General features: G+C 64.5%; 17 protein-coding genes. 4 read left to right on the top strand and 13 right to left on the bottom strand.

Annotated elements, in window-relative coordinates:
* Positions 1-117 precede the first annotated feature (117 nt).
* The 9 genes from tilS to tolQ all read right to left on the bottom strand — a co-directional run bounded on the left by tilS (position 118) and on the right by tolQ (position 10,339).
* The gene (gene tilS, locus YU9_RS0112275; protein ID WP_027573104.1) at positions 118-1,176 is read right to left on the bottom strand and encodes a tRNA lysidine(34) synthetase TilS; all 1,059 of its coding nucleotides are present in this window, start codon (positions 1,174-1,176) and stop codon (positions 118-120) included.
* A 64-nt stretch (positions 1,177-1,240) separates the two neighbouring features.
* Positions 1,241-2,317 carry a tol-pal system protein YbgF gene (ybgF, locus tag YU9_RS0112270; RefSeq protein WP_027573103.1) on the bottom strand — a complete coding sequence of 359 codons (1,077 nt, stop codon included), beginning with the start codon at positions 2,315-2,317 and terminating at the stop codon, positions 1,241-1,243.
* A gap of 207 nt (positions 2,318-2,524) precedes the next feature.
* Positions 2,525-3,013: a peptidoglycan-associated lipoprotein Pal gene (gene pal / locus YU9_RS0112265; protein WP_018641585.1), complete on the bottom strand. Its 489-nt coding sequence runs from the start codon at positions 3,011-3,013 to the stop codon at positions 2,525-2,527.
* A gap of 243 nt (positions 3,014-3,256) precedes the next feature.
* Positions 3,257-4,018 carry a hypothetical protein gene (locus YU9_RS0112260; protein ID WP_027573102.1) on the bottom strand — a complete coding sequence of 254 codons (762 nt, stop codon included), beginning with the start codon at positions 4,016-4,018 and terminating at the stop codon, positions 3,257-3,259.
* Positions 4,019-4,181: 163 nt separating this feature from the next.
* Positions 4,182-6,509 (bottom strand): bifunctional diguanylate cyclase/phosphodiesterase, encoded by a 2,328-nt coding sequence (locus tag YU9_RS0112255; protein ID WP_027573101.1) that lies wholly within the window; start codon positions 6,507-6,509, stop codon positions 4,182-4,184.
* Between the two features lie 257 nt (positions 6,510-6,766).
* Positions 6,767-8,113, bottom strand: coding sequence for a Tol-Pal system beta propeller repeat protein TolB (gene tolB / locus YU9_RS0112245; RefSeq protein WP_036017256.1), 1,347 nt, complete (start codon positions 8,111-8,113; stop codon positions 6,767-6,769).
* A 41-nt stretch (positions 8,114-8,154) separates the two neighbouring features.
* A complete protein-coding gene (locus YU9_RS0112240) occupies positions 8,155-9,126 on the bottom strand; it encodes a cell envelope integrity protein TolA (protein ID WP_027573099.1) in 972 nt (323 codons plus the stop codon).
* A 3-nt stretch (positions 9,127-9,129) separates the two neighbouring features.
* Complete coding sequence (gene tolR / locus YU9_RS0112235; RefSeq protein ID WP_027573098.1) at positions 9,130-9,579, bottom strand: protein TolR; 450 nt, start codon at positions 9,577-9,579, stop codon at positions 9,130-9,132.
* Between the two features lie 43 nt (positions 9,580-9,622).
* Positions 9,623-10,339, bottom strand: coding sequence for a protein TolQ (gene tolQ, locus YU9_RS0112230; RefSeq protein ID WP_027573097.1), 717 nt, complete (start codon positions 10,337-10,339; stop codon positions 9,623-9,625).
* Positions 10,340-10,844: 505 nt separating this feature from the next.
* Between tolQ and YU9_RS0112225 the strand changes: the two genes are divergently transcribed.
* Positions 10,845-11,363: a DUF2231 domain-containing protein gene (locus tag YU9_RS0112225; protein ID WP_027573096.1), complete on the top strand. Its 519-nt coding sequence runs from the start codon at positions 10,845-10,847 to the stop codon at positions 11,361-11,363.
* Between the two features lie 368 nt (positions 11,364-11,731).
* Positions 11,732-12,895, top strand: coding sequence for a fatty acid desaturase (locus tag YU9_RS0112220; RefSeq protein ID WP_027573095.1), 1,164 nt, complete (start codon positions 11,732-11,734; stop codon positions 12,893-12,895).
* Positions 12,896-13,013: 118 nt separating this feature from the next.
* Here the strand turns inward: YU9_RS0112220 and YU9_RS0112215 are convergent, their stop codons facing one another.
* The 4 genes from YU9_RS0112215 to YU9_RS0112200 form a co-directional block, all read right to left on the bottom strand.
* Entirely contained in the window at positions 13,014-13,505 is a 492-nt protein-coding gene (locus YU9_RS0112215) for a DUF2852 domain-containing protein (protein ID WP_027573094.1), read from the bottom strand.
* A 121-nt stretch (positions 13,506-13,626) separates the two neighbouring features.
* Positions 13,627-14,367 (bottom strand): TetR/AcrR family transcriptional regulator, encoded by a 741-nt coding sequence (locus tag YU9_RS0112210; protein ID WP_027573093.1) that lies wholly within the window; start codon positions 14,365-14,367, stop codon positions 13,627-13,629.
* A 187-nt stretch (positions 14,368-14,554) separates the two neighbouring features.
* Positions 14,555-14,920: a YciI family protein gene (locus tag YU9_RS0112205; protein ID WP_027573092.1), complete on the bottom strand. Its 366-nt coding sequence runs from the start codon at positions 14,918-14,920 to the stop codon at positions 14,555-14,557.
* 58 nt (positions 14,921-14,978) lie between these two features.
* Positions 14,979-15,383: a YciI family protein gene (locus YU9_RS0112200; RefSeq protein ID WP_027573091.1), complete on the bottom strand. Its 405-nt coding sequence runs from the start codon at positions 15,381-15,383 to the stop codon at positions 14,979-14,981.
* 266 nt (positions 15,384-15,649) lie between these two features.
* Here YU9_RS0112200 and YU9_RS0112195 point away from each other — a divergent pair, with 266 nt between their 5' ends.
* Positions 15,650-16,438: an SDR family NAD(P)-dependent oxidoreductase gene (locus YU9_RS0112195; RefSeq protein WP_027573090.1), complete on the top strand. Its 789-nt coding sequence runs from the start codon at positions 15,650-15,652 to the stop codon at positions 16,436-16,438.
* A gap of 214 nt (positions 16,439-16,652) precedes the next feature.
* Positions 16,653-16,859: transposase (locus YU9_RS0112190; RefSeq protein WP_027573089.1), on the top strand; the 207-nt coding region annotated here is incomplete at its 3' end.

The raw sequence follows: 16,859 nt of genomic DNA, 5'->3' as shown, positions 1-16,859 counted from the left end.
TTAGCGCGATTCCCGCTGAAATAATGGCGCTTGGGGCGGGGTTTTTCCTGCCTGGTTAAGGTGTCCTGACGGCGCGGGGCCGAATTGGCAGGTGTCATGATCGCCCTAGTCGCGAGCTTATCCACCCCCACGGCGCCTTGCCGGCGCCGGTGCGATTTGGATACGCCCGCCGGCAAGGCTGATCAAGGCTCCCGCGAGGGTCTGCTTCAGGACCGGCCGGCCGGGGGCACGGACGTCGGGACTTGCGGCAATGGCCTGGTCCAATGCCGACAGCAGGGCTTCGACCTTGCCGAGTTCCGCCGGCCCTTCATGTCCGAGCGCGTTGATGGCCCGCAGGAGGAGCCGCAGCCGGACCTCCTCCGGCAGGGCGGCAAAGGCCGAGGCCTCGAAGCTTCGGACGCCCGCCTGTGGCGCATCGCCGCGATCCCGCAAACGGAGGAAGCGCTCGGCGCCGTCGGCCAGCACCTCGACCGCCGCATTGGCCCGCGCCAGCCTTGCCGCGAGCCGCGCCAGATTGCGGGCATCGCCGCCCTCGGCCGCGAGAAGCGGCAGTAGCGCGCGCAGCCGCGGCCGGGTGAAGGCGGTATCCTTGTTGGTGGGATCCTCGGCAAAGCCGACCTTCGCCCGCCTCAAGGTCGCGATCAGCTGCGATTTCGGGACATCGAGCAGCGGACGCGCCAGCACGATTCCGTCGCGCTCGCTGAGGGGCGCCATGGCCGACAGCCCGGCAAGTCCACTGCCGCGGAAGAGGCGCATCAACAGGGTCTCGGCCTGGTCGTCGCGGGTGTGGGCCGTCAGCACATGGCTCGCACCGGCGGCACGCGCGGCCTCTGCGAGCAGCCGATAACGGGCCTCGCGCGCAGCGGCAGGCAGCCCCGTTTTCGGCTTTGCGCCGCGCCAGCGCAGGGTCCGGTGCGGCAATCCGAGCTCGGCGGCAAGCCGCTTGACCTCACGCGCCTCGCGGGCTGCCTCGGGGCGCAGGCCGTGATCGACGGTGACGACGGTGAGTTGCGGGCCGCGCACAAGGCTGCGCTGCCAGCGGGCCGCAAGCCACATCAGCGCGACCGAGTCGGGCCCGCCGGAGACCGCGAGCACCAGCGCCGGCGCAGCCTTCAGGCCGGCGAAGAGCCGCCTCGCCTCGCGCGCCGAGATCGGTGAATTGTCGTCGTCTGACATGACGCTGCAATCGTCCGAGGATGGATCGACTGTTTAGCGCAACGCCATCCGCTTTGTCAGCGGATCAGCACTTCACCCGCTTCTGCTCGCGATCGACCGCGGCTTTGACGCCGGCAGAGGCGCGCGGATATTTGCGGCCGATCTCGCCGAAGGCGGCGCAGGCGGCCTCCTTCTCCTTCAGCGCGGCGAGCGACTGGCCGAGCCGCAGCAACGCATCCGGCGCCTTGGCCGATTTTTCGTATTTGGTGGTAACGGCGAGGAAGGCTTCCGCGGAGTCGCGATATTGCTGGCGCTGAAAGTAGCTCTCGCCGAGCCAGTATTGCGCGTCTCCGACAAGCGGGTCGCTCGGAAATTTCTGCGCAAAGTTCTTCATGGTCTGCTCGGCGAGCGCATAGTCCTTGCGCTGCATATAGCCGATGCCGAGGTCGAACTCGTCGCGCGGCGTCGCTGAGGGCGGCAGCGTCGTCAGGCCGGCGCCGCCGGCCGGCGCGGGATAACCTGATTGCGCCGGCGGATAGCCGGGCTGCGCGGCTGGCGGCACACCTTGCTGGTAGCGGGGGCTGGTGTTGGCGAGATCGAGCGGCTCGCCGGCGCCGCGGCCGCCGGGTGCCCCGCTCGGAGCTCCTGCCGGCATCGGCTGCTGGCCGCCGCCGAGCGCGCGCGGCGCGCCCGGCGCGTTCGGGTTCTGGTTCGGATCGAAGGCGTCGCCGCGGCGGCGCGTGCCGGGTGCGCCGGGCGCCGGCTGCTCCTGAACGATCGGCGCGGGAGCGGCGATCTGCGGCTGCTCGTAGCTCGGCTGCACGGCCTGCTGTTGCGGCGGCTGCTGGCGATAGCCGGGCGCGATCTGACTTGGTGCGATCTGCGCGGGCGGCATCGCCGCGACGTTGGGCGCCTGTCCGGGCGCGCCTTGCGCGCCGCCCTCGAGCGCCCGCAGCCGCTCTTCGAGCTGGCGGTTGCGGTATTGCAGCTCCTCGTTTTGGCCGGTGAGCTGGCGCAGCTGGTTCTCCAGCCGCTCGATCCGCATCTCCGGGTCGGCATCATCCGACTGCGCGAAGACCGATTGCGCAAGTGCGGGCGAGCACAAAGAGAGCAGCGCGGCGGTCGCCACGGTGCCGGTAAAAGCCTTAAATCTGGATGACATCTTGCCCTGACGACAAAAGCGAAATGGCCTGCGACGGAACATTCGACGCGCCACACATTGAAGTGGAGTACGCCAAAAATGTGACTGGTACCAAGGGGTATTAAGTCACAGAATGCTGAAACGAAACCGGCGCCCGAAAGGGCGCCGGCATCATCCAATTCCGAAGCTGAACGGCGCCTGACTGACCGTCGGAGACCTGACTGAACGTCAAGAGCTCGCGTTCAAGACGGTAACGGCGCGGCGGTTCTGCGACCAGCAGGAGATATCGTTACAGACGGCCACCGGCCGCTCCTTGCCGTAGGAGATCGTGCGCATGCGGTTCGGATCGATGCCGCGCGAGGCGAGGAACGAGCGCACCGACTGGGCACGGCGGGCGCCGAGCGCGATGTTGTATTCGCGGGTGCCGCGCTCGTCGGCATGACCTTCGATGGTGAAGCTGTAGCGCGGATAGGTCTGGAGCCACTGCGCCTGCTTCTCCAGCGTTACGATCGCCTGCGGGGTCAGATCGGTCTGATCGCTTTCGAAGAACACGCGGTCACCCACGTTGACGACGAAATCCTGCTGGCTGCCGGGCGTCGCCGCATTGGCCATCGCATCCGTCGCGGCATTCTTGTTGGCGCAGGCGCCCATCGACAGCGCGACGGCGAGCACCGCGGCCAGCTTCAATCCCTGGAGGATACGCATAGGATGTTTCATTCCGGAGCCTCCACGCTCACGTTAGTCCACTGCTGTCCGGTCTACAGGGGGTTGGTTAAGCGAACGTTCCGTCAACCTTGACGGAACCTTGCCACAGCCGGTCAAATGCCCCCAACCAGCGAAAAGCGACCGGCATGGTTAATGGGTTGTAAATGTGGCGCGAGGGTGAAAGCAAGCCGTGTCAGCCGGCAAAAGCGCCGGCTTCTGCTGGAAATTTGGGCCGAATGGAGCTGGCTCGCCCGACTAGACGGAACCGAGCGCCGGAGCGGCCACATCCAGGTTCCGCGGCGTGGTGAGCAGCACCGGCCGCGTGGCGGCCTGGCGCGGGGTGCTGCGCTCAAACAGCATGCGCCGCTCAAACGCACTGGAGCGCATGATCGGAAAGCGTGCCAGAACCTTGTCCCGCTGCCGCCGAACGTCGGTCGCCATCAGGACCGCCTTCTTGGTGGGCCACCCCGGAAAACCCCGCGGCTCCGGTGAGATGGTCTCGTGCAGGAAGATGCGGCGGTAAAACGCCTGATGATCGGTCCGGATCATGGCAAGCCCGGTGTCGGCATTGAAATGATCGCACGCGACAAAGGCCAGGCGCACCGTCAGGTAGGGCAGTTCGGGAAAGCGGTGGTGCTTATCGGGATCTGCAACAAGCCGACACGGATCAACAAAGACCTCGCCGCGATCGAGGCGGGGATGCAGGATGTCGCCGAACACCTCGGTGGTATAGGACATCCGCCATTCCGACGTCAGAAGATGGATGCGGACGGAGCTGCAAAGCTCTCCATCAACATAGATCCCGAAATTCCAGGTGTTGGGCGTTTCGTCGAAGCGATCGCTGACGCGCAGCGAGGATGACGGCTCGATCAGACCGGCCTGCAGATAGGCGCGGTAGCGCATCAAATACAGATTGTCCTTGTCCTCGGGAGTCTCGATGAGCCGGTAATCGATGCGGTCAAACAGCGCGGCGCCTCGGGGAAGGAGCGCCGGGGTCGGTTCGGCTCCGGACTTCATCTACTACCTCTAAACTCCAAGCAACTTCCGCGAGTAGTAACAGATTAATGGTTCCTTAACGAAATTGCAAAGCCTTAGAACTGTTAGGGTTAACCTTTGCGGGGTCCGCAAAATTACGGAGCAAGCGAGAGCCGATTGCGATGAAGGAGCTGCCGGGAAACGATCAGGCCGATCGCGATGACACGACGGCGAGCTGGTCGTCGGGCATGCGACGGTCATGCGAGGCGTTGAGCAATTGGCGGATCCGCACCGCCGGAACGGGCCGGCTGAACAGGTAACCCTGCCCTTCGGTCACGGTGCCGTCGGCGCTGATCAGCTCGAGCTGCGCGTTGGTCTCGATACCTTCGACCACGACGGCCATGCCGAGGTCGGCGGACAGCCGCGCGACGCCGCGCAGCAGCGTCAACGGCCGGTCGGTATCGATGCCTTCGAGGAAGGAACGGTCGATCTTCACTTTCTGCATCGGGAAATTATGCAGGTAGCTGAGGCTGGAATAGCCGGTGCCGAAATCGTCGAGCGAGATGCGCACGCCGAGCGCGTGCAGTTGCGACAGGATGTCGTGGGTGAGCTGGGTGTTGCGCAGCAGCGAGGACTCGGTGATCTCGATCTCCAGTCGATGCGCCGGCAGGCCCGACACTTCGAGCGCGTAGCGGATTTCACTCAAGACATCGCGCTGGTGGAATTGCTGCGGCGAGAAGTTGACGGCGACGCTGACACCCTCCGGCCACTTCATGCATTCCATGCAGGCGCGGCGCAGGATCCAGCGGCCGAGATCGACGATCAGGCCCATGTCCTCGGCGACCGGGATGATATCGACCGGCGAGACCGTGCCGCGCACCGGATGATTCCAGCGCAGCAGCGCCTCACAGGTGGTGATCTTGCCGGACTTCAGATTGACCAGCGGCTGGAAGAACAGCTCGAATTCCTCGTTGGCGAGCGCCTTGCGCAGGTCGAGCTCGAGGATGCGGCGCGCCTCGACGGTCGCCGCCATCTCGTCGCGGAAGAAACAGAAGGTGCCGCGGCCGTCGGCCTTGGCGCGATACAGCGCCATGTCGGCGTTCTTGAGCAGCGTATCGGCGCTGGTGCCGTCCGGCGAGGTCAGTGCGATGCCGACGCTGGCGCCGATCTCGACCAGATGATTGTCGATGCGATAACGCTCGCTCAACCGTTCGACGATGCGGCGAGCGAGCGCCGCGGCGTCCTCGGGCGCGTTGAGGTTCTGCTGGAACACGACGAACTCGTCGCCGCCGAACCGGGCGACGAAATCTTCGGGGCGCAGCATCTCGCGCAGCCGGTTGGCGACGGCGCACAGGAGCTGATCGCCGCAGGGATGGCCCAGCGTATCGTTGACCTGCTTGAACTGGTCGAGGTCGATGAACAGCAGTGCGGAGAGCTGCGCCGCGTCGTGGGAGACAGCGAGCAGGTGCTCGATCTCGTCGCGGAAATTGACCCTGTTCGGCAGCGCCGTGAGGTCGTCGTATCGCGCAAGATGGCTGATCTTGGCTTCGGCGTTGCGCCGCTCCGTAATGTCCTCGAGCAGCACCACCGCGCCTCCGTCCGCCATCGGCTGAACGGTCCAGGACAGCGACCGATTTCGCTCGATGTTCGTATCGGCGGTGATGATCTCCTTCTCCCGCGAACTCTCGATGTCGGCGATGATATGCTCGCCGTTCGCAGCCGAGACGGATCCGGCTTTCACACACGCCGCGATGATGTCGCGCGCGCTGGTGCCGCTCTGCGGCAGATTCTCGGGCAGGCTCATCATCGCCGCGAAACGGTGATTCATCACCGCAAGCTGCCCATCGCGGTGGAACATGCAAAGCCCGTGAGGCATGTTGTTGAGGGCGGTATCGAACTGGCCCGCGAGCGCCGCCTCGCGCTCACGCGCCACCACCGCTCCCATGAATATACGGTGCAGGTTGGCCGAGAGCTGCATGATCGCCAACAGGAAGGCAGCGCTCACGACCGCCATCGCAATATAGTAGGGCGTGCCGCGCCAGGCCAATGCCAACACCGCCGGGGCAAAGATGAGCACGGCCTGAAGATGGAAGATCGACGGTCGTCCGTACGCCCTTCCCGCTCCCCCTGCGGCAATGCCTGTGGTGACCGACAGGGCAATCATGTGCGAGACCGCGTCGTCGGTGGCGAGCAGGGTCGTGCCGCACCAGGTGCCAATCGCAGCGGCCTGAATCATCGCCCCGGTCTGATAGCGCGTCTGCCAGCGTTTGGCCGCCGCGGCGGTCACGTTCGACTTTCGCGCCTGATAGCGACCTAAGTCGATCGCCCGCACCGCCCCGGCGAAGACGAGAAGCGCCACACACGCCCAAATGACAAGTTCGCTCGTCTTCAGCGCCGTCAGCGCAGCACCGATCGACACGAAGATGAGACCGGCCAGCAGCGGTCCCCGCGCTTCAAAGAGCGAATCGATCTGCGCTGCCGGATTGACCGGCGGCGGCTGCCCGTGCTCTCCGCTCTGGCTTGCGAACTGCATCTTGGTTTGTACGCGCGTCCTGTTTGGCGCGTAGTCTTACCCAGCCGAGATGAAGCTTTTCTGAGGGAACATCGTTAAAGCCGGGTTGTTTTTCGGCAATAACGAAACGATTTCCGCTTACATATCAAGCAACTAGAGAAGCCTTGCCGGGCACAAGGTGAAGGAAGTCTTGCTCTTCGCAACAAACGCGAAAAAATCGGCGCGCTTTTTCGAAAACATCGCGCGTCTGAACACGCGATGTGTCAACTGCGATGCTGTCAGCCCGACGTCGAGGACAGCAGCGGCGACCATGCCGGGTCGGAGGCGAAGCCCGGCGTCGGCACCTTCAGCTCGTTGCGACCCGAAATGTCGACCGAGTACAGCGACGGTCCGCTATTGCCGCCGGGATCGCGGAAGAACATCAGCACGCGGCCGTTCGGCGAGAAGGTCGGGCCTTCGTTGTGGAAGCCGGAGGTGAGCAGCCGCTCGCCCGAGCCGTCCGGCTTCATGACGCCGATCGCGAACTGCCCGCCGCCTTGCCTGGTGAAGGCGATGTAATCGCCCTTCGGCGACCAGACCGGTGTCGAATAGCTGGCGTTGGTATCGTCCTTGGAGAAGGAGATGCGCTGCGCCTGCCCGCCGCCCGCCGCCATCACGTAGATTTGCGACCTGCCGCCGCGATCGGATTCGAAGCAGATGCGGGTGCCGTCCGGTGAGTAAGACGGGGACGTGTCGATCGCCGGCGTGTCGGTGAGGCGCGTGGTCGAGCGCGAGCGCAGATCCATCACGAACAGGTTGGAGTTGCCGCCCTGCTGCAGGCTCATGATGACGCGCTGGCCGTCAGGCGAGAAGCGCGGCGCAAAGGTCATGCCGGGGAAGTTGCCGACGATCTCGCGCTGGCCGGTCTCGATGTTGAAGAGATAGACCTTCGGATCGCCCTGGCCGAACTCCATATAGGTGATCTCTTGCGAGTTCGGCGAGAAGCGCGGCGTCAGCACGAGGTCGGAGCCGCGGGTCAAATAGCGCACATTGGCGCCGTCCTGGTCCATCATGGCAAGCCGCTTGACGCGGCGCTCCTTCGGCCCGGTCTCGTCCACGAACACGACCCGGCTGTCGAAATAACCCTTCTCGCCGGTCATCCGCTCATAGATCTGGTCGGAGATGATGTGGGCGATACGGCGCCAATATTCCGGCGAGGTGAAATATTGCTGTCCGGTGAGCTGCTGGCCGGAAACGACGTCCCACAGGCGGAATTCGGCCTTGAGGCGGCCGTCCGGCTGCCGCGTCATGCGGCCCGTCACCAGCGCCTGGGCGTTGATGGTCTTCCAGTTCTGGAATTGCGGCGCGACGTCGATGTTGCTGATGCGCTCGATGAAGGCGGCTTGATCGATCGGTGCGAACAGCCCCGAACGCTTGAGATTGTTGGTGATGACCTGCGTGACGCCGTTACCGACGTCCCCGTCGGATGGCGAGCCCGGCACGAAACCCGTGATCGCGATCGGGATCGGCTGGAATGCCGTGGGATCGATGCGGAGGCGGCCCTCCTGCCCTTGAGCGAAGACGCGTCCGCTCCCGAGCATGGCAAGCGTCGATCCGGTGAGGGTCATGAAGCGGCGGCGGTTCATCGAACGGGCATCATTCATCGCAAAATTCTTTTGTTCGGATGTCACAACATATCTTTCAGACCGAAAGTCATCGGAATGAGCTTCCAGCTCTCGTACTGCTGCTTCGGCATGAATGAATAGACCTGGCACTGCACGATGGCGCGCTTGGCGCTCTCGGCAATGGCCTGAGCAATCGAGCGCGACGGTCCTCGCACCGCGACGACAATCGGCTCCGAAGCAAGCGATCCGTCGATCTTCATGGGAATGTCGATATCGGCCTCGTATTGATCGGCGTCCTGCCCGTTATAGGTCGGCGTGAAGCAGCGCTTGACGGCGCCCTGGAATGCACCACGCCAGGTCGCGACGTTGTTGGCGGCAGTCCCGGTCGCCGCCCCCAGCGAGGCCGATGCATTCAGCGCCGAGCCGGCGAGCTCGTGCCGGGTCGCGGCGCGCTTGTCGAGGTCGCGCTGGATCTGCGCGGGATCGAAGGTGCGCTCCTTCGGCTTGGGCTGCTGCTGCGGCTGGACCGCCGCAACCTTTTGCTCCACGGGCTTGGGCGGCGGCTTCTTGGTCTCCAGCTTCTTCTGGAGCTCGGCGATCGGATCTTCCTTGGCCGGATCGGGCTTCTTTTCCTGCGGCTTCGGCTCTTGCTTAGGTTCTTCCTTGGGCTTGGCCTCCGCCACGGGCTTGGGCGGCTCGGGCTTCTTCTCGACCGGCTTCTCGACAGGCTTTGGCGGCGGCTCGGGCGTCGAGTTGGTCTTGATCAGCTCTTTCTTCTCGGTGACCTTGCCGACGGCGTCTTCCTCCGGCTTCGCTTCCGCGATCTTCTCGACCTTGGGCTTCGGCTTGTCCTTCTCACCGGTCTTCTGCCCCGCCATCATCTTCGCGAGCTGATCGGTGGAGATGATGTCGACCGGGAGCGACTCCTCCGGCGCGACATAGGCCTTGCTGCTAAAGGTGACGAGCCCCCATCCCAGCACGAGGACGTGGAGGGCAATCGACGCAACGAGTGTCTTGTCGACGTTCACCTTCACCGCTTACCCCTGATCCGCTTCCGTGACGAGGGCCAGCTTCTTGAATCCGGCGCCGGACAACAGGCCCATGACCTTGGCCACGGTCCCGTAATCGGCCTTCTTGTCGGCGCGGAGGTAGATGCGTTCCTCGAGCCCGCCACGCGCGTCCGTGATCGCCTTGAGCTTCGGCACCAGCTCGTTCAGCGCGATCTCGGCATCGTTGATGAACACCTTGCCCTTGATGTCGACCGACATCTGAATCGGCTTCTGGTCGTTGTTCTCGAGGCTCTTGGCCTGGGTCTGCGGCAGGTCGAGCGGCACGCCGACCGTCAACATCGGCGCCGACACCATGAAGATGATGAGCAGCACCAGCATGACGTCGACCATCGGCGTGACGTTGATCTCGGCCACGACCGGCTTGCGCCGGCCACGGCGCCCGCCGCCGCCGGACGAACTCGCAACGTTCATCGCCATGATCGCGTGCCCAAATTGCCCTTCACACTATACATGCCGTCCGTCAGCCCCGCTCGTCGATCTGACGGGACAAAATGGCTGAAAATTCATCGGCGAAGCCCTCCAGCCGCTGAGCCTGACGATTCACCTCGGAGGTGAACTTATTGTAGAAAATAGTGGCAGGAATGGCGGCGATAAGGCCGACGGCGGTCGCAAACAGCGCCTCCGCGATACCGGGGGCCACCACCGCCAGGGACGTATTTTTCGACGCCGCGATCGACTGGAAGCTCGACATGATGCCCCAGACCGTGCCGAACAGGCCGACGAAGGGCCCGGCAGAGCCGACGGTCGCCAGCACGAAAAGGCGGCGTTCCAGCCGCTCGACCTCGCGCGCGATCGAGACGTTCATCACCTTGTCGATGCGCATCTGGAGCCCTGCGACCGAGCGGGCGTGGCTCTCGAACGAACGCTTCCACTCGCGCATCGCCGCCACGAAGCAGGCTGCCATGGAATGTGTCGGCTTAGCCGACAGCGTGCGATAGAGTTCCTCGATCGACTCGCCGGACCAGAACGCCTGCTCGAACCGGTCCATCGAGCGGCGGGTGCGCGCGTAAAGAAAGATCTTGTCGATGGCAATCGCCCAGACCCAGACCGAGCAGGACAGAAGTCCCAGCATCACCGCTTTCACGATCCAGTGAGCCTGCCAGAACAGCGCAATCAGCGACACGTCGGCGGAGGCAGCAACCGGAAGGGCTGACTGAGCCACGTCGGCCGGATTCATAAGCAGTATCCTCTCAAGGCGATCAGTTACCTAATGTCCTTCGGCCAGCAAATCGCTGCCGGTGTTCCCCAACAGCCGCGCCGGAACCGGCGAGCCGGCAAGCCCGCTCAAAGCCTTGTCTCTCTGGGGTGCAGGGCTGGTCCAAAAGGCTCGTCCAAAGCCGGCCGCCTGCATTCCCCGCCAAGATGTCAAAACTAAGGGCCTCGACACGGCTTCGGGCGTGACTGTCCGTTCTTACCAGAGCCCGGCGTTGGTTAATGCGGGGTTACCGGCGGTGAATTTGGCTGCCGGAAAGGCAGGCAGTGCAGGGGGATGGGGGACCCCGGGAGGCAGCGCGCATCCCTGCGGCGAGATGGGCCCGGCTCAGCGGCGCACGTCAAAGAGACGCGGCGCCGCGTCCGGGGCGCGGGGGGTTCCGCGCGTCCCCACCGCGGCACGCGCAACCGGAGGAACCACCATTCCCTCGGAACATTGTCCGGAAAATCACTTTCGGCGAGGCCTTGCCATGACCATCAACCCCAAGACGACCGCCGCCATCGGCGATCACCCGCTCCACCCCATGCTTATCCCGTTCCCCGTCGCGTTCCTGGTCGGCGCGCCCATCGCCGATCTGGCCTTTATCGGAACCGGTGACGCCTTCTGGGCACGCGCCGCGATGTGGCTAATCGGCGCCGGCATCGTCATGGCGCTGGTTGCCGCCACAGCCGGCTTTACGGACTTCTTGAGCGAGCCACGCATCCGCAGTCTCAACGATGCCTGGTACCACATGGCCGGCAATCTCACGGCCGTCGTGCTGGCGTTGGTCAATTTCTACCTTCGCTACGCGCAGGGTGTGGAGGCTGCGATCAAGCCGTGGGGCGTGGTGCTCTCCCTGATCGTGGTCGGCATCCTCCTGTTCACGGGATGGAAGGGCTGGGAGATGGTCTACCGGCATCACGTCGCCGTGCTGGATGCACCGGGCCAGACCAGCTCGGAGCCGGTCACGCCGCCGCATGGCGGCGAAAGCCACCGCCGCGCCGCCTGATGGCGTGATGACACCTCAAGCCGCGGAAGCCGGCTCGGGGCCGTTGGTCAATCGCGCGGGGTTGCCGACCGTTGTGCATCCGGCCGGATGTCTGACGATGCGAGGTGAACGCGCCTGCGGTTCGCTGCGCCAAGCTGGCCTGCGGCTCAGCGCCGCTTCCGTGCGACTACGTGCTTGCATCGCAGGCATTCAGGACCATATGGTCGGTTATCGAGCTTCGGCCGACGCTTTGGCCGGAATGTACCGGCAAAGCATCTCGTTCACGACCCCGCGGTGGCACGCCATCGGCGGGGTTTTTCACACCTAGCAGGCTTTAGCTCCGCCGGAGCGTATCCCGCATCCTCTTCGTTCAAGGTCACTCCCAAAACATGTCGCCCAACAGCGCCGTCGACGACCAGCACGACGACATCATGTATCCCTCTGTCCTGCCGTTCCTGTTGGTCCATCTCGGCTGCTTTGCCGCGATCTGGTCCGGAATCACATGGCAAGCCGTCGCGATCTGCGTCTCACTGTATTGCGTGCGGATGTTTGCGATCGGAGCCGGCTACCACCGCTACTTCTCGCATCGGGCGTTCGCGACCAGCCGGGCGTTTCAGTTCATCCTGGCCTGCCTCGCCCAGAGCAGCGCGCAAAAGAGCGTTTTGTGGTGGGCGGCCAAGCATCGACACCATCACCTGCATTCCGACACCGAAACCGACGTGCATTCGCCGCGTCACCGCGGCTTCCTCTACAGCCATCTCGGCTGGATTTTTTCCCGGCGGCACGACGGGACCGACCTCGTGAAGATCGCCGATTTCGCCGCCTATCCGGAGCTGATGTGGCTGCATCGGCTGGAGCTGCTGCCGGCCTTTACGCTTGCAGCGCTCTGCTTCCTGGTCGCGGGCTGGTCAGGTCTGGTCGTCGGCTTCCTCTGGAGCACGGTGCTGCTCTATCACGCGACGTTCTGCATCAATTCGCTTGCGCATGTTCACGGACGCAAGCGCTACGTGACGGGCGATGATTCCCGCAACAACTGGCTGCTGGCATTGTTCACGCTGGGTGAGGGCTGGCACAACAATCACCACGCCTATCAGAGCAGCGTGCGACAGGGCTTTCGCTGGTGGGAAGTCGACGTGACCTACTACACCCTGAAGGTCTTGTCGTGGATCGGAATCGTCTGGAACATGAAGGCGCCGCCCGAACAAGTGCTGCGCAACGAACAGCCGCTCGGCGCCCGGGTCATCAAGCGGGCAGCCCACGAGCTTGCCGGCAGGTTCGATGCGCAGACCCTGGCGCATGCGATCTCGTCGGCGCGGCGCCGGGCCGACCTCGCCCAGCTGCAATTGCCGTCGCTGCACGACATCCTCGATCGCGCACATGACGGCGTCGATGCGCTGACGCATCTGCATCTGCCGAAGATTCCGACCCGAGAGGAGTTTCTCGCCGAGGCCAAGGCGATGTTCGCGCGAACACGATCGCTCAACGAGATCGTGGACCACGCCTACGAACACTTCCTCGCTTCGGTTCGCGCGCAGCTCGCTCTCACAACCTGAACGTCGCGGCTGACCGCTGTGCTCGTCCAAAAACCAAACCGCCCGCCTGCGGGTTGCGCAGGCGGGCGGCTCAGGGCCATCAGGACTTTGGGGGCATGCGCCTGAAGGCTTTGAGAGGTCAACCCTGCTGCTGGTCGGTCGGCGGCGGGGTCGGGCGCGTCCTGTGCTGCGCCATGAACTGGTCGAACTCTTCCTTGTCCTTGGCGTGACGCAGACGGGTCAGGAAATCCTTGAACTCGCGCTGCTCTTCCTCGAGGCGCTGCAGCGTCTCGGCGCGATATTCGTCGAAGGCGCGGTTGCCGGAGGACGGCGGGCCGAAGCCAAAGCCGAAGCCGCGGCGCTCCATGCGGTCACGCATGCGATCCATCCTGTACTGCATCCGCTCCATCTTGTTCTGCCAGCGATCCTGGTGGCTCCAGCACGACATTCTTCTGCTCCCGAGTGTGAAAAAGAGAAGGGCAAGTCCGATCGGCCACCAGATGATGAAGCCGAGAATGGTCACGGCGATCCAGCCGGGATGCCAGGGCGTATCGAGCATGCGGGGACGCTCGTACTGTTGGTATTGGTCCGAAGGGCCGCGCCATCGATTGACATCAGCGGTGTAGGCCATTTCCCATCTCCATCACGGCACCAGCGCCGTTGTGAATGTAAATAACATTTACATAGCTAGCCCATCCCGCGATTTTGTCAAGCGGGCTGCCTGACACGCCCGGGTGATTATCTGCGCAATTTTATTTCGGCTTGCCCCAGGGACCACCGGGCGGCACGCCCGAACCGGAGGGAGCCTCCGGCGGCACCGGCGGCGGCTCGGCACCCGTGCTGGCCGGACGGCGGTCGATCGGGAAGCCGAGCCCGCGCAGATAGATCAGCACTTCGGCCTCTAACAGCTCGTCCGGCGACATCGGCAGCTTGCGCCGCGCGGCATCGCCACGCGAGAACAGCGAGGCGACGCCGTGCGACATCGACCAGATATGCAGCGCCATCATCATCGCCGGCGGACGGGGAGTGCCGGGCGGCGTCAGCGCGGCGAGGCGCTCGGCGGCAGCACGGATGATGTTGAAGGCCCGTTCGCTGGCAGCCTGGAGTGCGGGATTGGCATCGACCGGCACGCCCGATTCGAACATCGCGTTGTAGAAGGCTGGCTCCTCGCGGGCGAAGGCAAGATAGGCCTTGCCGACACGTTCGAACGCGGTGACCGTATCGGGCCGCCCGTCGTCCCAGGCCGCGGACAGGCGCGCCTCGAACTGCTCGAATCCGCGCTGGGCGATGGAGGACAACAGCTCGTCGCGGTCGCGGAAATGCCGATAGGGCGCCGCCGCGCTGACGCCGGCCATGCGCGCGGCATCGGCAAAGGTGAAGCCCGCCGCGCCCTTCTCGGCGATCAGGCCGAGAGCGGCCTGCAACAGGGCCTCCTTCAGATTGCCGTGGTGATAGCCGCGCTCAGCGCGGCGCTGCTCCTTGCGCCAGCTCATGTGAACGACCTTTACATGAGCCGGGCGTGAAGGTCACTAGCGCAGGCCGGGTTTGATTAACCCGTATTTTCACCGTCATTCCGGGGCGACACGAAGCATCGAAATCTCGAGATTCCGGGTTCGGCTCTTCGAGCCGCCCCGTAATGACCGCCAACTTGCCACGGCCCGGCAACGAACCCACCCGAGGCTACATCTGCGGAATCGCCAGCACGGGCATCACCTCGATCGCCTCGCCCGGGAAGATCGCAAAATGCGGATGGTTCTCGAACAGTTTGGCAGCCTCCTCCTGCGAGGCGGCGCGCACCACCGTGAACCCGGTCAGCGCGTTGCTAACCTCTGTGATGCCATTCGCGTCGATCCTGCGGGTCTTGCCGAGCGGGCCGCCCATCTCGACGATGACGGACTTGTGCTTCTCGACCCAGCCGTGCCAGGCGGCCATGCCCTCCTGCTCCTTCGCCTTCCGTTCGGCCTCGGGCAGCGCGCGCCAGGCCGCCATTTTCGATCCGGTCATGCTGCCGAGATAGACGGCGAGGAATTTTTGTTCGGTGCTCATCAGTCTCTCCTCTGTTGATCCATTGACGACAGCCGCGATCTCATCGCGGCCGCTGTGGTTACTTCTTCAGCTCGTCGAAACCGGCGGCGGCCGCCTGCACGTCGGGGGGAAAATCGCTCATCTCCTGCACCTGCCGGATCTCGATGATCTCGTTCGGCGAGGCCGGGCACTTCTTGGCCCACGCGATCGCCTCGGCGCGCGAGGCGACCTCGATCATCCAGTAGCCGCCCAGAACTTCCTTGGCTTCAGCGAAGGGGCCGTCGGTCACGATGGGCTCGCCGGTCGCAAACGACACGCGCGCGCCCATCGACGGCGGGTGCAGGCCGTCGAGCGTGATCAGCACGCCGGCATCCTTCAGCGCCTCGTTGTAACGCATCATCGCCGCAACGCGCTCCGGATCGAGCTGCACGTCCGGCGGTGCGTTCTCGTAGCCGAGCGGGATCATCAGCATCATGAATCGCATGGAACTTCCTCGCTGCTCTCAGCCATTCCGATATGTCGTGCGGGCGGAAACAGCTGGCCCGCGCTCCCCTCCAAGACGAACGACCTTCCGCCGAGCCGACAGCGGGGCAGAAATTATTTGGAGGCCGCACCGCAACCGCGGCAGGCGCATTTGGGCCGCATCGGCCCCGATAGGCGCGGCTCGAGGCCTTTCATGCCGGAACGAAAGCGAAGTAAAAGGGGCCGGCGCTCTCGCGCGCCCCTCCCGGACACAGGACAGATCAGCCAATGCCGCAAGCCCCGCAAAAAATCGCCCTCGTCACCGGAGCCGCACGCGGCATCGGGCTTGCGACCGCGAAGAAATTCCTGGCCGAGGGCTGGCGCGTGGCGCTGCTCGACATCGAGGGCGAACTGCTCAGCCGCGCGGTCGCCGAAATCGGCCAAAGCGAGGCCTCGCTGGCGCTGACCTGCGACGTTTCGGACGCAGCCGCGGTCAGCGCCGCAATGACGGCGATCGAGCGGCGGTTCGGCCGGTTGGATGCGTTGGTCAACAATGCCGGCATCGCGGTGTTCGCGCCGCTGATGGAGACGTCGGAGGCTGACTGGCGCCGCGTGCTCGAGGTCAACCTCACCGGACCGTTCCTCTGCACCAAGGCGGCGGTGCCCTTGATGCGCGACGGCGGTGGCGGCGCCATCGTCAACATCACCTCGATCTCGGCTGTGCGTGCTTCGACGCTGCGCTCCGCTTACGGCACCAGCAAGGCGGGCCTTGCGCACCTCACCAAGCAGCTCGCGGTCGAACTCGCCTCGCTCAACATCCGCGTCAACGCGGTCGCGCCGGGACCGGTCGACACCGCGATGGCGAAGCAGGTGCACACCAAGGAGATCCGCGCCGACTATCACGACGCCATTCCGCTCAACCGCTACGGCCTGGAAGAGGAGCTCGCGGAAGCGATCTATTTCCTCTGCTCAGGCCGCGCGAGCTACATCACCGGCCAAATTTTGGCCGTGGATGGCGGCTTCGATGCGGCGGGTATCGGCCTGCCGACGCTGCGCGGACAAAGGCGCAACGGGTAGGACAAGTGGGTGGGTTAGAACTGCGGGCCGCGCAAAGCGCGGACCGTTGGGCGTAACCCACCTCTTCTCACGCGACGCCGAAGAGGTGGGTTACGCCGAGCCATTGCGCTTCGCGCAATCGCTCAGCTAATCTTACTGAGTCATCCGGCCGCAGCCGTTGAGGCTGAGAATCAAGTATTTGTAGGGATTCAATGTTTGGCGCGCGGAGGGCCAGATGAATCTCGATCAAGGCGGAGACAGCAAAACCCGGTTTGCGGAGTATGTGGCGGGGCTTGGTAGCGTGATCGGTCACGCGGAGCGGACGAGACCGCTGCGCGATTATTGCACTGGCCTGATGTTGCCGGGTGATCGCAAGAGCGTCGAGCCAATGGCGGCGCGGACGGCTCCGGCGCGCACGGCGGCACAGCACCAGTCGTTGCTG

It is taken from the genome of Bradyrhizobium sp. WSM1743, assembly GCF_000473065.1.
Classification (GTDB): domain Bacteria; phylum Pseudomonadota; class Alphaproteobacteria; order Rhizobiales; family Xanthobacteraceae; genus Bradyrhizobium.
Note: the sequence above shows the minus strand (reverse complement) of the source record. Positions and strands in the feature narration are given on the sequence as shown.